Raw genomic sequence first — 14,698 nt, forward strand, 5'->3', positions numbered from 1 at the left:
ATGGCAGCCCGAATCGACGGGATTTGGCGGAGAAATGGGCAGTTGGTGGAGGAAGAAGAGACCCGAACGGCAGCCTCGGCCTCGACGAAGTCCAAGCGGGTTGAACAGGCCAAACGGAAGGCAGGACGGTTGTGGGCAGATGTGGTGCGTCAGAATCTACCGTGTCTGCAGCGGTCATCCGGGACGCCGATCCATCGAGCGTTGTCGGCGCTTCGGGATTTTGGTTGGGTGTAAAAAAATGGAATACAATATCATCACCTCAAGATGAGGGATGAGAGTCCGAAAGCGCTTACGATATCAATTCCTGAAAATGGTTCGCTAACTAGTGATTGACAACACCCGTAGTGAACCGAAAAAATGTTCTCCACAAAGTCTTGACTGACTCTTTCGCTTGAACACTCTTGCATAATCAAAACACGTTTGATAGAATAACACTTGTTCTTCCTGTTGTTCACAACAGAAATAGGAACGATAACGGAGGTGAACGAACGTGGCTAACATCAAATCAGCGATCAAACGCGCGAAAACGAGCGAAAAGCGCCGGGCTCACAACGCCTCGATGAAATCGGCCATGCGTACGGCGATCAAAAAATTTGAAGCGCTTGTTGAATTGAAAGACGTGGAAAAAGCGCGCGAGGCGTTCATTATTGCGTCGAAAAAATTAGACAAAGCCGCAAGCAAAGGCCTTATCCATAAAAACGCCGCCAGCCGGCAAAAATCGCGCTTAGCGAAAAAATTGAACAGCATCCAAGCTTCCTAATCAAAAACGACCTGGCGCCAGGTCGTTTTTTTGTTTTTCTTTTGTTCACGGCCAAACGGCCGGGCGATCGCTTCATCGCCGGCCGTGACGCCCCGCTTGCGCCGGGCGGGTGCCCCACCGCATCAGAAGCAGCTCAACGGCCAACCGGCGATCGACCGCCCCGCTTTTCACTTCGTAATCGGCGTCAGCGAGCTCGTTGATCGCCTCAGCAAGCTCTCCGTCAGCGAAGCGGGCCGCTTGAGCAAGAGCGAGCTTGACGCGGAACGGGTGCACCTTGAGTGCGGCAGCAATTTGCGCCTGTCCGTAGCCTAAGGAGGCAAGCCATTTCACTTGCGAAAGCAAGCGGAAATGGGCGGCGAGCAGCGCCAAAATTTTGATCGGCTCTTCATTGTTTTCAAGCAGATCATAAAACGTCTGCAACGCCGCTGGAATGTCGCGCTTCGCCACTTGCTCGACAAGCACAAATACGTTTTCTTCCGGCGTGCGGGCGACAAGCCGTTCAACCGCCGCCGCCTCGATGGTTCCGCCCGATCCGGCAAACAGAGCCAATTTATCGATTTCATTCGCCAAGGCGGAAAGCTGCGTCCCGGCCCGCCGCAACAGGACATCAATCGCCTCGTCGCTTGCTTGCGCCCCTTGGCTCTCGATGCGGCGCCGCACCCAGGCACGCAGCTCCGCTTCGGCGAGCGGGGCGGCGATGACGACTTCGCTTTGCTCTTTGGCAAGCTTCGTAATTTTTTTTCGCTCATCAAGCTTCTCGTACGGCGCGAAAAAGACGACGATCGAAAACGGCGACGGCGCCTTCAAGTACGCCTCCAGCTTCGCCAAATCATGTTCGATCTCCTTCTCTTTTTCAGATGTAAAAAAATATGGATGCTTGATGAGAATGACACGCCGCTCGCCGAAAAACGGCACCGTCTCGGCCTCCTCAAGCGCCGCCTCGACCGGCGTTTCCTCGCAGTCGTACACAGCCAAGTTCCACTCCCGCTCCTCGGGGCCAAGTGCTGCGTTCACCAATCGCTCATACGTTTCCGTTAATAAAAACGGCTCATTGCCGTATAATAAATAAAGGGGAGAAAACCGCCGTTTTTCAATGTTTCCCCATACGCGTTCCAGCATGTTCCCGTCTCCATTCCCTAGCAAACGTCTCTGCTAGAAAAGATACACCGTTTTTCGTCATTTTACAAGGGAACCGGCTGCCGAAAAAACCGGTTCCCCTTTATATAAACGCTGGCCTATAAGTCCTAGGACCTTATCGGCCAGCGGGTTATTTTTATGTTTTCCCGGCTGTTTGAAAGTATTTGTGTCAACTGTTGTCAAGGAAGGAAAAGAAGCGAGCGGCGGTAGATTTTTCACGCGTTTTCGTCTATACTAAAAATGATTGAACGAGGAGGGGGAAAACGATGAACGTATTTGAAAAGGAAGTGCAAAGCCAACGAAATGACGCCGTCGATTCCGCCGTCGGATTCATCGTGTCGTTCGGCTTTTTCGCTACCATGTTCATCATCGCAACGTTGATCGAATTTTTCGGTCGATAAGGATTGCTTACATAAGCAATCCTTATTTTTTGTTTCTGCTGAAACGTTCCGTTTTTTGTGCACTACATCTTATGGTTTCATCACCTGAAAGGTTCCACCGTTTTCGTCATACACATAGCGAATGGCCCCGTTTTCATCCGTCCGCCAAATGATCGCCTGTTGTTGCTTTAGCCGCATGAGCACCTCGGGGGACGGATGCCCGTAGCGATTGTAGCGGCCGACGGAAATGATGGCCGCTCGCGGCTTGACCGTCCGCAAAAACGGCTCTGTTGTCGACGTTTTGCTGCCGTGGTGCGCGACTTTCAATACATCGGCGCGCAGCTCTGGATAGGCGCGGATGAGCGCCTGTTCCGCCTCTTCCTCGATATCCGCAGCAAACAGCCATGTCAAGCGGCCGAGGCGGGCGAGCAATACAAGCGAGCCGTTATTATCCTCATTGTTTCCTGCCTCCGGGTGCAATACGGAAAACGCGGCATCGCCCACCTTCCACCGATCCCCCCGCACGATGGCGGCCATCGGCACGGAAAACGGGCGCGCCATCGCCTTGACGGCCGGCAGCGCTCCTGGGCTTGTGACAATTTCTCTGACGCGCACGGCTTTGAGCACCTCGGGAGCAGACCCGATATGGTCGGCGTCATCGTGCGTCAAAATCAGTTGATCAAGCGTCCTCACCCCTTGGGCTTTTAAAAACGGCACGACAACGTCCCGACCGACCGCAAACGGCCGCGACCGCTTGCGCCATGGTTCCTTCGCCCATTCCGGCGTCCCACCGGTGTCAATGAGATAGACCGCTTTTCGATAAGGAAGCTCAATATAAATACAGTCCCCTTGCCCAACATCCAATACCGTCACTTCCCCTTTCGGATCCACATACGGGGCGGCCAGCTGAAGCGCCGTCGCCGCCGCCACCGCTGTCAATCCGCGGAGCAGGCGGCCGCGTTCCCAATCCAAAAACGCCGCCGCAATGGCCGTCAGATAGCCAGCTAAGCACCACGGCCCCGGACGGCCGAGCACAAGCATAAACGAGTAATCGACCGAGAAAAAACGGACAACCGCGTCCGTCAGCTCAATGAGGCGGCTAAACAGCCAAATGAGCGGAGAAAAGGAAAAAACTGCGGATAGAAAAGCAATGGGCAAAATGACAAATGAATACCAAGGGACAAAGAAAACATTCAGCCCTACGCTCCAAACAGAAATTTCATAAAAATGGTAAAGCAAAATCGGCAGCGCGGCGAGCTGTGCAACGAGCGCGGTCTGAAACAAGTTTTGGAGCATCGAACGAGCAGAGGTGAGCACCGACACATGGGCGAGAAGGGCAAACGTGACAAGAAATGATAGTTGAAAACCGACATCCCAAACCATATATGGATCAAAGACGAGCAGCGCAAGCGCTGTCCAACTCAACGCATCCAGCGGATGGATCGTTCCTTTTTTCCACTGGACGGCCAATACAATCATTCCTGTCGCACAGGCGCGCAGCACCGACGGCGAAGCGCCGGCGAGCACCGCATACATAGGCAAGAAAACGAGCAAAGCAAGCACGGCCGCTTCGCGCGTCACAAACCGAATGGCAGCGGCCAACGCAGCGCCGACAAGCAAGGTGACATGGCCGCCGGAAATCGCCAACAAATGGATGAGCCCGAGCCGCTGGTAACCGCTAAGCACCTCCTCATCCAACGAGCGGCGTTCGCCATAAATGAGCGCAGCGGCGATGCCGGCCGCTTCCGGCGGAAACCGGGCTTCAATGCGGCGGACGCCAGCCTCGCGAATCGCCTCAAGCCGTTCGATGATGGTGGGACGGACGCGCACGCAAGCGGAAAGATCGATCGCCTCAGGGAGAAAGAGCCAATGAATGCGGTGGCGGCGCAAATAACGGCGGTAATCAAATGCATACGGATTGCTGGCTGGCATGGGGCGCTCGAGCGTTCCGCTCAGCCGGCACACGACCCCGGGCATAAGACGCGCACGCAGCGCTTCTTTTTCCGCAGCCGTCCGAATGGTGTAACGGAGCTGCACCCGCTCCTTACCAGCTTGCACAGCCGCATGCAATCGATCGCCGTCGATCGCCGGCGCGGCGGAAAAACGAACGGAAAGCAAATGACGGCCGCCGGAAAGGGAAGTTTTGTTATGATGGTCAACGATGAGAAAATAGACAAAAAAGAAAAGAGCTGCAACGAGAGCAGGAAGGAAACAGTGCGGCCGGCGGATGAAAAGAAGAAGGAGATAAATGATAAGGAGAAGACATGTGGTTTTGGACGGCGAGGCCGCCGCCACGGCAAAGAGCGCCGCCGCGGCGGGATAGACGGCTTGTCCTTTCATACTTCACCTCCGCCGCCGGAAAGCAAGGCGAACACATCCGTTTTCAGCGGCACTTGCACGAGCCGGACGCCGGCTTGGGCAAACAGCTCCAAGGCGTACGGGTGGTTTTTGTAGTCTTGGGCGTAATAGACAGCGCGAATGCCGCTTTGAATGATCGCCTTGCAACAATGCAAGCACGGAAAATGGGTGACATACATCTCCGCCCCCTCGGTCGGGACGCCGAACTTGGCGCATTGCAAAATGGCATTCATTTCCGCATGGATCGTCCGTACACAATGGCCGTCAATAACGTAGCACCCTTCATCGGTGCAATGGGCGCCCCCGGCGATCGACCCGTTGTACCCGCCGGCGATGATGCGCTTATCGCGCACAATCGTCGCTCCGACCGCCAGCCTTGTGCACGTGCTGCGCAGCGCCAACAGATGGCTTTGCGCCATAAAGTATTGATCCCACGTGATTCGTTCCATTCTACGTCCCTCCGCTTGTTTCCATACTTTTAGTCTACCCGCCGCCGCCTGCCCCCGTCAACGCCGAAAAACGTCCGCAGCAGCCCTGATCCGCCCATAAACGAGAAGCATTGCGCTCCCCCGCCTCGTTTACGGCACAAGCAAATACGGTTTCAATTTCTCCAGCGTTTTTTCGCCAATTCCGGTTACATTCAACAAATCTTCCACCCGCTGAAACGGCCCGTGTTCTTCGCGATAGGCGATGATCGCTTTTGCCTTCGCCGGTCCGATGCCCGGAAGCTGCATCAATTCCTCTTCCGTCGCCGTATTGACTGCCACTTGCGGCCCGTCCCGAGCTCCATCGCTTGGAGACTTGCCGACGGCATCTGGTGCCGGTGCGGCCTCGCCTTTTGCCGGCACGTAAATCATCATCTCATCGCGCACTTTTGCCGCCAGATTGACCTTCGTTTCATCCGCCTCGTTCGTCAATCCGCCGGCTAGGGCGATAACATCGCGAACGCGGGCGTCTGCCGCCACCTCGTACACCCCTGGCTTCGCGACCGCCCCTTTCACATCCACCACAGCGGTTTTTGGCGCTTCGTCCTTTTTTTCTTCCGGCCGGGCGGCATCCGTTTCAGCCGCCGTCGGCAAGACGACTTGCCCCTTTTCATCCGTCGGATGACGAAACACCCATAACCCCGCCGCAGCGGCAAACAACAAGAGCACCCCCGCTTTCCCATAACGTTTTCCAAACTCCTGCACATGCTCCCACATACGATCCCATCCTTTCCATCTCAAGTCATAAACCGAGCCTTTTTCTCATACATATCGAAAAAGAGAGTTCCGGTAAACATAAACTGGGAGGGGGGACAATGCATGAACATCGGCGTCATCGGCACGGGGAATATGGGCACCATCTTAATCGAAGCGTTCCTCGACTCCGGCGCCGTGAAAGCGGATCAGCTCGTCATAACGAACCGTACGCTTGCGAAAGCGTTCGCGATACAACGCGCGCATCCCGGCATTGCAGTGGTTGCCGATGCGGCTGAAGTCGTCAAACAATCCAGCATCGTCTTTTTATGCGTCAAACCGTTCGACATCCACTCATTATTGCAGCAACTGACCCCGTACTGGACAAACGAACACTGCCTCGTATCGATCACAAGCCCGATCAGCGTCGAACAGCTCGAAGCGGCCATCCCTTGCCAAGTCGTGCGCGCCATTCCGAGCATTACGAACCGGGCGCTCTCCGGTAGCATCCTCGTCACTTTTGGGTCACGCTGTTCGACCATCTGTCGGCAAACGATCGATGATCTTCTCCGGCGCATCGCCTCGCCGGTGTACATCGACGAGGCCATCACCCGCGTCGCTTCCGACATCTCAAGCTGCGGTCCGGCGTTTTTCAGCTATTTGCTTCAGCGCTTCATCGACGCCGCGACGGCAAAAACCGCCATCACGAAGAAACAGGCGACGATGCTGGCGACCGATATGATCATCGGCCTTGGGGAACTGCTCAAGCGGAATCTGTACACATTGCCAACGTTGCAGGAAAAAGTATGCGTCAAAGGCGGCATTACCGGGGAAGGAATCGCTGTGCTGGAACAACGAATGAACGGCGTCTTTGAAGAAGTGCTGGCGAAAACACATGAGAAGTTTAAAGAAGATGTGGAGAAGGTGAAGCAACAGTTTTCGTAAAAGTTAATTCGACAGCAAGTGGCAAATTCCTGCTTTACTCGGTAAAATTTCAATCCTCACCCGGCTTGGTAGCCGGGTGCAACTGCCTGGCGATCATTGCTTTAATCCGCTTCGCTTCGTTTCAATCCTCACCCGGCTTGGTAGCCGGGTGCAACCATATGCGCCGACAACAGCTTGGACGTTCGCATTTTGTTTCAATCCTCACCCGGCTTGGTAGCCGGGTGCAACCATATGCGCCGACAACAGCTTGGACGTTCGCATTTTGTTTCAATCCTCACCCGGCTTGGTAGCCGGGTGCAACTAGAATTTTCCTGCAAGTTTGGGAAGACTTGTTTGTTTCAATCCTCACCCGGCTTGGTAGCCGGGTGCAACCAAGGCTGAAGAATTGTTAAAGCAAACTGATAATGTTTCAATCCTCACCCGGCTTGGTAGCCGGGTGCAACTTTTCTTCATATACGCTTGTTCCACATCTTCCCATGTGTTTCAATCCTCACCCGGCTTGGTAGCCGGGTGCAACCATATCCCCTGTTCCTGTATAAATGAGTGTTGTTGTTTCAATCCTCACCCGGCTTGGTAGCCGGGTGCAACGAGATAAACCGGTTTAAACGTGAGGTGAGAGAGTTTCAATCCTCACCCGGCTTGGTAGCCGGGTGCAACGAGATAAACCGGTTTAAACGTGAGGTGAGAGAGTTTCAATCCTCACCCGGCTTGGTAGCCGGGTGCAACAATCGAGGTGACAGGCATGGGACATGACGAACGAGTTTCAATCCTCACCCGGCTTGGTAGCCGGGTGCAACGTGTCGCGCTAAGCGCGAAAGCGTCGGCCGCGAAAACGTTTCAATCCTCACCCGGCTTGGTAGCCGGGTGCAACGTTTTTATAGATGATGCACCGGACGGTGAAAGCAAAGTTTCAATCCTCACCCGGCTTGGTAGCCGGGTGCAACAGCGACCATCGAGTTTAATTTGAGGAAACGGGAGGTTTCAATCCTCACCCGGCTTGGTAGCCGGGTGCAACGAATGATACCAAACTCAAAGATAGAAAAACTTGTGTTTCAATCCTCACCCGGCTTGGTAGCCGGGTGCAACAGCGACCATCGAGTTTAATTTGAGGAAACGGGAGGTTTCAATCCTCACCCGGCTTGGTAGCCGGGTGCAACCTTTTTCACCAACGGCGGCCGTAATGATGAACATCGTGTTTCAATCCTCACCCGGCTTGGTAGCCGGGTGCAACATCATCCGCCGATCATTAGCGAAGCGTTGTTCCGTTTCAATCCTCACCCGGCTTGGTAGCCGGGTGCAACATGTTCCCTTCCCCCTTCGAGCATGGTATAATGGGTTTCAATCCTCACCCGGCTTGGTAGCCGGGTGCAACTCACCCGTGCTGGGGATAGTGTGTTTTTGCTTTATGTTTCAATCCTCACCCGGCTTGGTAGCCGGGTGCAACCTGATCGGTGTCATCCCATGCACCCCACCAACTAGTTTCAATCCTCACCCGGCTTGGTAGCCGGGTGCAACCTCCATCCCTTTTTCAAACCATTCATTCCATTCGGTTTCAATCCTCACCCGGCTTGGTAGCCGGGTGCAACGGTGTGTCGCCGCCTTCGATTGGCCCCATATTCAGTTTCAATCCTCACCCGGCTTGGTAGCCGGGTGCAACACGGACACTTCATTCCAATTTCGGCGTCGGATATGTTTCAATCCTCACCCGGCTTGGTAGCCGGGTGCAACTTGATCGGTTGCTGCTCCTTTCAATATCTCAAATTGTTTCAATCCTCACCCGGCTTGGTAGCCGGGTGCAACGATGTACCGTATGCCGTGTCCTCGCTGCGGATTTGTTTCAATCCTCACCCGGCTTGGTAGCCGGGTGCAACCGTGTTCCATGTCGCCGATAGATTCATTCCAGCGCGAGTTTCAATCCTCACCCGGCTTGGTAGCCGGGTGCAACTTTACGCTCTTCGAGCGAAGGATTACAGCTCCCTTGTTTCAATCCTCACCCGGCTTGGTAGCCGGGTGCAACAAGGAATCGGCAACCTTGTCCCGTTATATCGACGTGTTTCAATCCTCACCCGGCTTGGTAGCCGGGTGCAACATGGGTGCGCAAGGTGTTATCCGTCTGTACCGCGTTTCAATCCTCACCCGGCTTGGTAGCCGGGTGCAACGCCCGCGTTTAGATATCTTGTGTTGAGCAGATTTCAAGACATAAAAACGCGAACTTACACATTCCGCTTGGATCAAAGTTACAATGATCACTGATCCATTTTCCATCTTCGGCTTTATAACCAGCTTTTCCGCTCATCGCGATCCCCCCTATTTTTCAGCATCGCTTTATGTTCGCGTATCATTCTCTTCTTGCCGCACATATCATCGGCATTTTGTCATCTTTGTCATCACAAAATGATGGGATCATTATAATCAACGTAATAATCTTTTCCATAGACACGAACCGCCTTTGACCGGCTGCCGTACAATGTATATATCCGCAAACTATCTTTTTCCAAGTCAATGACACGCAACAATTGATGCTCCATTTCTTCCAGCTGCGCTTGACTGACGCTACATTCGAACACTGATTTTTGCACCCGCTGTCCAAAATTTTGGCAAATGGTCGCCACTTTCCGCAACCGTTTTTGACCGCTTGGTTCTAATGTTTCTACATCGTATGTCACTAAAATATCCAATAATGATCACCTCATGACAAATGGAGTGTACTCGGCAATATCCCCCCGTAAATGCCGGGCTAATAATCGGGCATGTACGTGAGGCAACAAACCTAGCGGAACTTTTTGATTGATAATGGGGTGCTGGATTTCTTCTTGTTTCCGTTTTTGGTAAGCAGCCAAAAAGGTTTTTCTCCCCTTTTCATTCAAAAATACAGCTCCACCCGGGCGCATGTCAAAATCGCTTTTATCCAGTTGCCTCCGGTTGATTAATGTCAGAACAAATCGATCAGCCAAGTAAGGCCGGAATTCTTCAACAAGATCCAAACCTAATGATGGCTTCCCAGGCCGCAACGCATGCAAATAACCGATTTGCGGATCAAGCCCCACCCCCTCCAATGCCGAGATGCAGTCTTGTGTTAAAATGCTGTAAGCAAATGATAAACAAGCATTGACCGGATCCCGAGGAGGCCTCCGAGACCGTAAGGTAAAGGCAAAAAATCCGTCCTCATCTGACCGTATGAGCGATGCGAACGCTTCAAAGTAGACAGATGAGGCGTATCCCTCGACTCCCCGCAGTTCATCCAATGTCGATTGTTTTCCAATATTACGTAAACTTTGGTCTAGTTGCTTTACAGATTGCTCCAACCTCGCTCGCTGCTCTGGATAATCACGCATCGCCCGTTGCAGCACGCTTTTGCTGTTGCGAATTTTACCGGATACAAAACGTGAAGCGATATGGAGCATCCTTTTCTCATCTTCCAATAGTTGATGTTGTGCTCTTCGAAGCAATACATTTCCATTTGTTCTGCCAGTGGCTCGGGCCAAAAAACGGCCATATGCATCATACCAAATGACAGAAACGCCTTGGTTGACACATTTGCCAAGCAAATACGGGCTGATCGAAACATGTCCAAACATAACAATGGCACCAATATGGTGGATAGGGACTTGCAATGTCTTTGCCCCTTCCACCTCAACGACAATCGTTTCATGATCAAGCCGTATATACGACTGTTGCGTTTGAACGTATAGCGTATTCAACAATACTTTAATCATGATCGTTCTCCTCGCTTATCCAAGCGGCTACGTTCGCAGGAACCTGTGGCATGCAAACGTCCTGCAACGAGCAATCACGGCATCGCGCATCATTGACGGGTGGCGGCAATCGGTCGTTTTGCAACATTTCTCTTACATTTTGTATCGTTTCTTCCACAAGTCGCCGCAAAGGTTTGGTCACGTCTACTTCCAACCGTCTTCTTGACTGATAATAGTATAAGGCCCCCTTTGCCACCGGTCGATCGAACATTTCTTCTAGGCAGAGAGCTTGAGCCGCCAACTGCACCATATCCGCCTCTTTCGTTTTTCGTTTTCCGGCTTTGTATTCCACTGGATATGGCGTTCCATCAGGAAGAAATTCTACACAATCTGCTTTTCCTATAATCCCTAAACGTTCCGACCAGATTGGCAAAGCACGCTCTACTCTTCTGTCTCCCAACTGTTCTCCTTCCGGTGTATCTACCCGTTCATGCACCCGATTCCCTCTCAGTGTAAAAACATTCTCCTCAAAAGTCTGTTCGAGATGAATCAATGCACATTGACGTGGGCAGTACACATAATGTTGCAAAGCCGATAGCATAATCCACTCATCTTCAGTCCACTGCATAAAACCAACCCTTTCGCCAACGTTTTATACAAGGCGCGTCACGGTGACCCCAGGAAACCCTTCAAGAAAAACGTCTTTTTGCCCCTCATCTGCCGGTCCAAGCAAAACATAATCATTGAATGACCTTGGCGCTTCCTGTTGGCGCCGCTCCACTTTCACTAATTCAAACAGTTTGTGGGCTGGAGCTGACCCTTTCGCATTTTCATGACTAAAAATATACAGTGCTCTCACATTCATTTCTCCCCGAGCCGCAGAATGGTCAAATGCAAATAAATGGACGAGCGCATCCCAAAAATCAGTTAAATCTTCCGCAGTAACCCCTGTTTTTTCTCCTAAAAATGGATTGTAGAATCCATGCAATCGATACAAGCCGTATGGAATTAACGGCTTTCTTCCCATCTCCGTTTGTTTTCTGCGGCGATCCGATTCTTTGGTGATCGCGGAGCGTGTGATGGTCAAATCCCATGGAAATACCGGGTCAATTGAGCGAGAAAATGTCAGCTGCATCGGCCCGCGCACTTGACCAGCATTCAGCCCTGTTGACATCACAGCCCCGAACATGCGGACATCATAATACTTTCGACACAAAGCCTTTTGCGCATTTTGGCGTGTTTGTTCATCAATTTTCATATTATTTGCCGCCTGTGCCAAACGTTTCGCCATATTTCGCAATGGCTTTTCCAGCTGTTTTTTAAGACCGGCCTCATCCAATCCTTCCGTTAATTTTTCACGAATATCCTTCTCTTTGACATCCTCGCCAGTGTAGATCACCCGATTGTCTTCCAGCACCAATCCTTTTTCCTCAAGCTGTGAAAGCCAATTCATCAATTCTTCGTTTTCACTTTCTTCTTCATTCAGCTCGATCGTCGCCAGCTTCACTCCAATGTCTTGATATGCCTGAAAAATGATTGTGTTTAAAGCTGTTTGGCTTTGAATAAAAATCGGTTTGCCTAATACCATCGCGGCGTAATCGCGAATTTTCCGCTTGATAGCAACGTCGGTCACAATGCCGTGCATCGTTTCCGGATCGACACGCGGCATGTTGCCCGCATCTGGATCCCCATTTGGATTCCCATCTTTGACATCAAAAAGCAACACAAATTCATGACGTTTTGTCGGATCGATATAGCGCTCCATCATTGGCTTTCCCCCGTTCCATTTGTTTGATTGCTTTGATGGCGACTGCGGAACTCAGCGCGTTGATGATAAAAACCAAGCGCGAACTCTGCCTGTTCTCTTAAATTGAAAATCGTCGGAAAACCACCAGCTTCATCCAGCTGTTTCATCACTTCTTCAAGCAAACGGCCAAGCTCAACAGACACTTTCGGCAGATGAGCTGTTGTCGAAAGCCTCAGCAATGAACCAAATGTCGATGCTGGAGCCGTAGAAGCCGCGCCATAAAATCGATCAACGATTGTGCTTCCAATTCGGTATCCTGAAGCGCGCCGTTGAATTTCTTCCAATACGGCCAATAATCGCCCACAAATATAGGATGGCTGCAAGTAATGGTTGTTTAACGACTGCATCGTATTTGCTTCCTCCTTTCCATATGTGAGAGCGAGTTTTAACAAGCTGGCTGATGAATGGTATCTCCACGTTTCCTTCGGATCACTCAATACTTTCAAAGAGCGGAAACGTTGAAGCGCTAACGGCAGCAATTCAGCGGGCGGCAAAGCCCCTTGATAAATCATGCGCAAACATTGCCGCACCAACCCTGGAGACATGTCGACAGCGCGAATCAAGACTCCCAACGGCAATAAATAGCCTTTTTCCCCAGTCGGTTGAACGATGCGCACAGCGGCCACATACCTCTCCAAATGCATCAGCAATTGAGAAATCGATGTGTGAATCCATTCGCGAACGACTAATCTCGCTTTATTGGCCGAAAGGACAGCCATATGAAAAAACGTCTTGTCTAAATGCAATGCCTGCTCGCGCCCTGTTTTTGGGAGGGCAAGCAATTCCTCGAGCTGCTTTAGCTCAGGGGGAGGTGTTAAGTTGTTTGTCCCGTCTTCAAAGGATCCTGATTCAAGTATAGAAGCGAGCACACTCTCGTCGATTTGAATTTCTCCTCGTTCCCCTTCATTCATGGAATCATTGATCCAATATACAGCCATTTGAGCTTGCAAATCGTCTCTCTTTTTTTTGTCTCTATATAACTCTGCATGATGTTTATCTTCCCGTAACAAGTAATTAAAAACGTCTACAGTCAACGTTGCGCACTGAAAACATATAGGCGCATTATTCGTCTGGTCTTTCCCCATCGATTTAAAGGCTTTTTCCTTAAAGCTTGTCAGTATGCACCGTTGGCCAAATAATGAAATCACACTTGGAAAAATGCGCACATAAGGAGCGTAGTTTCTGCAAATCGCACAATTGTTTTTATCGTTAGACGCCAGCTCTTGTTCTAAATGTTGAACCCAAAACTGCTGGATTTTCGGATGCTCGCAAATCAGCGATTCTTCATTTACTTGAAATGTAACAATATCTCTTGGCCTGATCGATGAAAAAAACTGCTCTTTCAAAGAGCTTTGAAGAAAGTCAAGAACTCTTTTTAACTCTGCCATATTTGTATGATCATAGGCCTCTTCTATGAGTCTCACATATTCCTGATGCGCAAGCTGTGCTTCACGAATCTTTTTTGGTTCGTTATTTTCTGGAACTCCCAACACATATCGCGCATCGTCCACTAATAAATATGGTTTCACATTATTCTCGGACAATTGTCCCGATCTCTGTCGAATAGGAGCTTCAATCATGCGATACTCCCCTTTTTCAAATGGGCCTTTTAAATAAGGGGTCGCTCCGCTTAAATCGATAATCCAATTAATCAGTTTTTTTTCATAGCAAAGAGGAGGCATTTTCTTTTTCCTCTGCAACTGATCCGCCAACTCAATCAACTCGTAAAGCATCTTGGCCCTCCAATACATATAACTGTTGATATCTTTCTTTCGGAATATGCATCCAGCCGTTTTCTACTTTTGCCTCAAAAAAGATGGGCTTTGCGAATCCAGCCACCGCTCGCGTTCCTGTTTCATCATGACGGAGAAACTCCATTTCTTTTCTGGATTTGTCTTCGATAAAAGCGAGATCGAACAACATTGTGCCGATATCCATATCAATAGGCTGCACGACATCCTTTTCGTTTATAGGTGAAAAATTGGCAGCAAATTCCCTTGTTCCTAAATATGGCGTATGATAATACTGCCCCCTTTCAATCCTGCGGTTAAACTGGTCACGATATTTGGCGACTGGATCCACTGCTCGTCCTGTTAAAACGATATCCGCAACAACCCAATAAGCAACGTTTTTTAAAATCAAGCTTGTTCGTTGAGCACGATCGTTTTCAATCAAAATTGGTTTTTTACCTTGTTTGTTTTTAAGTTCGTTACGCAAAATCGCCTGCTGACCCCCTAAACTCAAAATCCCGATTTGTCGAATCTCGTAGCGAAATTCCGGTTTCCAAAAAATCGCTTCCAATATCCCCCGCGCTGCGCTCGGCGTCATCACCGGATAACTGATGCGCTCGACTTTAAATTCCGGTCTTGTAAAACAGGCATATTCTCCCCACACTTTCACCTGCACTTTCGCTTGACGTTGCATTTCATGTCTCCTTT

14 protein-coding genes, 1 pseudogene and 1 CRISPR repeat array are annotated in these 14,698 nt (G+C 50.8%); of the genes and pseudogenes, 4 read left to right on the top strand and 11 right to left on the bottom strand.

Annotated elements, in window-relative coordinates; all coding sequences use genetic code 11:
- Both B1A75_RS00005 and rpsT read left to right on the top strand, forming a co-directional pair.
- A pseudogene (locus B1A75_RS00005) lies at window positions 1-234 on the top strand (UPF0236 family protein); the annotation flags it as partial.
- Window positions 235-490: 256 nt separating this feature from the next.
- On the top strand, window positions 491-760 hold the full coding sequence (gene rpsT, locus B1A75_RS00010) for a 30S ribosomal protein S20 (protein WP_011231991.1): 270 nt from the start codon (window positions 491-493) through the stop codon (window positions 758-760).
- 72 nt (window positions 761-832) lie between these two features.
- Here the strand turns inward: rpsT and holA are convergent, their stop codons facing one another.
- Window positions 833-1,879, bottom strand: coding sequence for a DNA polymerase III subunit delta (gene holA / locus B1A75_RS00015; protein ID WP_014196382.1), 1,047 nt, complete (start codon window positions 1,877-1,879; stop codon window positions 833-835).
- A gap of 284 nt (window positions 1,880-2,163) precedes the next feature.
- Between holA and B1A75_RS00020 the strand changes: the two genes are divergently transcribed.
- Window positions 2,164-2,298 carry a YqzM family protein gene (locus B1A75_RS00020; RefSeq protein WP_011231993.1) on the top strand — a complete coding sequence of 45 codons (135 nt, stop codon included), beginning with the start codon at window positions 2,164-2,166 and terminating at the stop codon, window positions 2,296-2,298.
- A 69-nt stretch (window positions 2,299-2,367) separates the two neighbouring features.
- Here B1A75_RS00020 and B1A75_RS00025 read toward each other — a convergent pair whose 3' ends face one another.
- The 3 genes from B1A75_RS00025 to B1A75_RS00035 form a co-directional block, all read right to left on the bottom strand.
- Entirely contained in the window at window positions 2,368-4,617 is a 2,250-nt protein-coding gene (locus B1A75_RS00025) for a DNA internalization-related competence protein ComEC/Rec2 (RefSeq protein ID WP_074044280.1), read from the bottom strand.
- A complete protein-coding gene (locus B1A75_RS00030) occupies window positions 4,614-5,084 on the bottom strand; it encodes a ComE operon protein 2 (protein ID WP_074044281.1) in 471 nt (156 codons plus the stop codon). Before B1A75_RS00030 ends, B1A75_RS00025 begins: the two co-directional genes overlap by 4 nt.
- Before the next feature lie 129 nt (window positions 5,085-5,213).
- On the bottom strand, window positions 5,214-5,837 hold the full coding sequence (locus tag B1A75_RS00035) for a helix-hairpin-helix domain-containing protein (RefSeq protein ID WP_079935536.1): 624 nt from the start codon (window positions 5,835-5,837) through the stop codon (window positions 5,214-5,216).
- A 102-nt stretch (window positions 5,838-5,939) separates the two neighbouring features.
- On the opposite strand from B1A75_RS00035, the gene comER reads away from it, so the two are divergent.
- On the top strand, window positions 5,940-6,758 hold the full coding sequence (gene comER / locus B1A75_RS00040; protein ID WP_074044854.1) for a late competence protein ComER: 819 nt from the start codon (window positions 5,940-5,942) through the stop codon (window positions 6,756-6,758).
- 46 nt (window positions 6,759-6,804) lie between these two features.
- Window positions 6,805-8,917: a CRISPR direct-repeat array (repeat unit 37 nt; unit sequence GTTTCAATCCTCACCCGGCTTGGTAGCCGGGTGCAAC).
- A gap of 8 nt (window positions 8,918-8,925) precedes the next feature.
- Here comER and B1A75_RS20500 read toward each other — a convergent pair.
- From B1A75_RS20500 to cas5c, 7 genes are all read right to left on the bottom strand, one after another.
- Window positions 8,926-9,054, bottom strand: a complete 129-nt coding sequence (locus tag B1A75_RS20500) for a hypothetical protein (protein WP_275651036.1) — start codon at window positions 9,052-9,054, stop codon at window positions 8,926-8,928.
- A gap of 91 nt (window positions 9,055-9,145) precedes the next feature.
- Window positions 9,146-9,436 carry a CRISPR-associated endonuclease Cas2 gene (cas2, locus tag B1A75_RS00045; protein ID WP_025949257.1) on the bottom strand — a complete coding sequence of 97 codons (291 nt, stop codon included), beginning with the start codon at window positions 9,434-9,436 and terminating at the stop codon, window positions 9,146-9,148.
- 6 nt (window positions 9,437-9,442) lie between these two features.
- The gene (gene cas1c / locus B1A75_RS00050) at window positions 9,443-10,474 is read right to left on the bottom strand and encodes a type I-C CRISPR-associated endonuclease Cas1c (protein WP_074042716.1); all 1,032 of its coding nucleotides are present in this window, start codon (window positions 10,472-10,474) and stop codon (window positions 9,443-9,445) included.
- Window positions 10,467-11,081, bottom strand: a complete 615-nt coding sequence (gene cas4, locus B1A75_RS00055) for a CRISPR-associated protein Cas4 (protein ID WP_074042717.1) — start codon at window positions 11,079-11,081, stop codon at window positions 10,467-10,469. Before cas4 ends, cas1c begins: the two co-directional genes overlap by 8 nt.
- A 24-nt stretch (window positions 11,082-11,105) precedes the next feature.
- Window positions 11,106-12,221, bottom strand: a complete 1,116-nt coding sequence (gene cas7c / locus B1A75_RS00060; protein WP_074042718.1) for a type I-C CRISPR-associated protein Cas7/Csd2 — start codon at window positions 12,219-12,221, stop codon at window positions 11,106-11,108.
- Window positions 12,218-13,993, bottom strand: a complete 1,776-nt coding sequence (gene cas8c, locus B1A75_RS00065) for a type I-C CRISPR-associated protein Cas8c/Csd1 (RefSeq protein WP_254866579.1) — start codon at window positions 13,991-13,993, stop codon at window positions 12,218-12,220. Before cas8c ends, cas7c begins: the two co-directional genes overlap by 4 nt.
- Complete coding sequence (gene cas5c / locus B1A75_RS00070; RefSeq protein WP_063330856.1) at window positions 13,974-14,684, bottom strand: type I-C CRISPR-associated protein Cas5c; 711 nt, start codon at window positions 14,682-14,684, stop codon at window positions 13,974-13,976. The genes cas8c and cas5c overlap by 20 nt, the downstream gene beginning before the upstream one ends.
- Window positions 14,685-14,698: the final 14 nt, after the last annotated feature.

It is taken from the genome of Geobacillus sp. LEMMY01 (assembly GCF_002042905.1).
Classification (GTDB): Bacteria; Bacillota; Bacilli; order Bacillales; family Anoxybacillaceae; genus Geobacillus; species Geobacillus proteiniphilus.

Coding starts and splice junctions, on each gene's coding strand:
- holA (WP_014196382.1), bottom strand. CDS start 1,879: ATGCTGGAACGCGTATGGGGAAACATTGAAAAACGGCGGTTTTCTCCC.
- B1A75_RS00020 (WP_011231993.1), top strand. CDS start 2,164: ATGAACGTATTTGAAAAGGAAGTGCAAAGCCAACGAAATGACGCCGTC.
- B1A75_RS00025 (WP_074044280.1), bottom strand. CDS start 4,617: ATGAAAGGACAAGCCGTCTATCCCGCCGCGGCGGCGCTCTTTGCCGTG.
- B1A75_RS00030 (WP_074044281.1), bottom strand. CDS start 5,084: ATGGAACGAATCACGTGGGATCAATACTTTATGGCGCAAAGCCATCTG.
- B1A75_RS00035 (WP_079935536.1), bottom strand. CDS start 5,837: ATGTGGGAGCATGTGCAGGAGTTTGGAAAACGTTATGGGAAAGCGGGG.
- comER (WP_074044854.1), top strand. CDS start 5,940: ATGAACATCGGCGTCATCGGCACGGGGAATATGGGCACCATCTTAATC.
- B1A75_RS20500 (WP_275651036.1), bottom strand. CDS start 9,054: ATGAGCGGAAAAGCTGGTTATAAAGCCGAAGATGGAAAATGGATCAGT.
- cas1c (WP_074042716.1), bottom strand. CDS start 10,474: ATGATTAAAGTATTGTTGAATACGCTATACGTTCAAACGCAACAGTCG.
- cas4 (WP_074042717.1), bottom strand. CDS start 11,081: ATGCAGTGGACTGAAGATGAGTGGATTATGCTATCGGCTTTGCAACAT.
- cas7c (WP_074042718.1), bottom strand. CDS start 12,221: ATGATGGAGCGCTATATCGATCCGACAAAACGTCATGAATTTGTGTTG.
- cas8c (WP_254866579.1), bottom strand. CDS start 13,993: ATGCTTTACGAGTTGATTGAGTTGGCGGATCAGTTGCAGAGGAAAAAG.
- cas5c (WP_063330856.1), bottom strand. CDS start 14,684: ATGCAACGTCAAGCGAAAGTGCAGGTGAAAGTGTGGGGAGAATATGCC.